The organism is Globicatella sanguinis NBRC 15551 (assembly GCF_001552295.1).
Classification (GTDB): Bacteria; Bacillota; Bacilli; order Lactobacillales; family Aerococcaceae; genus Globicatella; species Globicatella sanguinis.
In genome coordinates this window covers 1-2,219 of the sequence record NZ_BCQX01000186.1, presented here as the reverse complement: position 1 = coordinate 2,219, position 2,219 = coordinate 1, and the positions used below count along the sequence as shown (strand labels likewise).

General features: G+C 30.8%; 2 protein-coding genes. One reads left to right on the top strand and one right to left on the bottom strand.

The annotated features are described in order from the left end of the window. The first annotated feature begins 106 nt into the window (after nt 1–106). Nucleotides 107–442, top strand: a complete 336-nt coding sequence (locus GSA01S_RS09975) for a phage holin family protein (RefSeq protein ID WP_066127184.1) — start codon at nt 107–109, stop codon at nt 440–442. Nucleotides 443–624: 182 nt separating this feature from the next. On the opposite strand, the gene GSA01S_RS09970 is transcribed toward GSA01S_RS09975, so the two are convergent. Further along, complete coding sequence (locus GSA01S_RS09970; RefSeq protein ID WP_066127181.1) at nt 625–1,833, bottom strand: NAD(P)/FAD-dependent oxidoreductase; 1,209 nt, start codon at nt 1,831–1,833, stop codon at nt 625–627. Nucleotides 1,834–2,219 lie beyond the last annotated feature (386 nt).

Sequence of the window (2,219 nt, the reverse complement as noted above, 5' to 3'; positions counted from 1 at the left end):
AATTTGACACTATCATACCTGGCGACTTATTAGGTTTTTTCATCAAAATATGTTATAATTAACATCAAAATATGTTATAATTTAATTGTATCGAGGAGGGACATTTATGAAAAATTTATTAATTACTACCGTTGTTACCATCGTTATGAGTTATATTCTTCCAGGAGTCACCGTTAACAGTTTTATGGGAGCTCTAATATTTGCTATTATTCTGGGTATTACTAATGGTATTGTCGGAAAAATACTTAAGACAGTCGGATGTTTATTGACGATTATTAGTTTAGGGCTGTTTAACTTAGTTGTAAACGGTGCTATGGTTTTATTAGCGGATAATTTCGTTAGCGATGTTCAGATTGAAGGACTATTCACTGCCATTATTTTATCCATTGTGATCAGTATTTTTACTACCACCGAAAACAAAATGGAACTCGATCAACGATAATAGGACTTAAAGAAACCAGACTCAGCAAAATTGAGTCTGGTTTTTGTTTTGAGGTTCGATGGTTGATTTGATAATAAAGTACTACTCAATGTTTTTGCTAATTAAAAAAATCATAAAAATAATAAAACTTCCAAATTTTGACACGAAGCCGAAAGCAAATTCTTTCTATCTTATTTTGTCCATTAATTATTGGTTTCGCTCGGCCATAAATAACTCATCTTTTCATCGAACTTTCCTTTTGAAAAATCCACAATCTCGATCGCTCCCATTGCGGAATAGACTGTCCCATTACCACCCACTCCATGTATAATAAAAATATCATGGTTTTCTGGATGTGGTCCTATATACGGTAATCCATCAGAAGACTCACCAAAGATAGCTTCATAAAAATATTCAGATTTTAATTTAATCGAATTAGTTTGATAAGATTGAACCTGTTTAATTAATTTTTCAGAATTTATCTTAGCTTTATTCTCAGATAACGTTATATTTTCTTCATCCTCTCCACCGATGATTAAACGGTTATCCGGACTTTTTCTAAAATAAAGATAGCTACTTGAACTTTCCCAAAACATCGTGTCAGTAACCTTTTGATTGCTAATCGGTTCTGTTACAACAACAAATGAGGTCACTAAATCAATTTTCGGTAAATATTTTGAAAAACTTGGGAACACGTCATAGCCTGTCGCAATTACCAATTTATCATACTGAACACTTAAATCATCCACTACCATTTTATTTTCATCAAATGAAAAATTATTCTCGTTCACTTTAGTTTGTTCCGATATAAGCAAATCAAAATTTTGTGTAGCGCTGGTTGCCATTGCAGAAACAAAAGCCATCGGATTCAGCTCCACGTCATTTTTTGAAAGCAATCCTCCTAGAGCATCGATACCATATTCTTTTTTTAATCTCTTCGTATCTAAAAACTCTGTTTCAAAATTCAATTCATTTTGTCTAACAACTTCTCTTTTTATTTTCAAAATTTTCTCTTCATCATTTGAGACATAAAGACTATTGTTTCTTCTAAATGAAATAGTCGGGTCATCTAACTCATTAACAATTTCTTCAATGTAATCTAACGCTTTTTGCGATCTTAAATAAAAATCATTTGATACCATTTTATTCTTTTCTTCATCAATATCCACCATTACAACATCACTCATATATTGAATCAAACCAGTATTTAATGAACTTGATCCATTTGCTATTGTATCCTTTTCAACTAAAAATACTTTCTTCCCTGCTCTTGCTAAACTATAAGCCGACAATAAACCACTCATGCCGCCACCAATTACTAAAACATCCACTTTATGTGTCCCTTTTTGTTTTGAAAATGATGCTTCTTTTGTTAATGTTGGCCAAAATCTTTTTCCTTTATATAAATCCATATAACCCCTCCATCTTACTATTTATAATTCAAAAAAATGTAAATCTCGTATTTGAAAATTAATTTAATGCACTATAAAAAAAGAGCCACATGATATTTTGCGATTAACCAATGAGATAACAGCTACCAAAATACCAACTGACAAATATTACTTATTATTTACTAGTATAATTTATTTTATGATTGAAAGGTAGTAAGACGATTTAGAAACTCAAAATAAATCATTGCTCAAAATTATATTCGTTAAAACTGAAAGCTCTAAAATTAAATTAGCCACTTAAATTATGAATCCTCCCCATTTTTTTATGATTGAAAATAAAGCTGCTAGTTGCGGTTGGAGGGGAAATATTTTATGGCTTTCAATACAACAGTAGCACTTTACTTAAT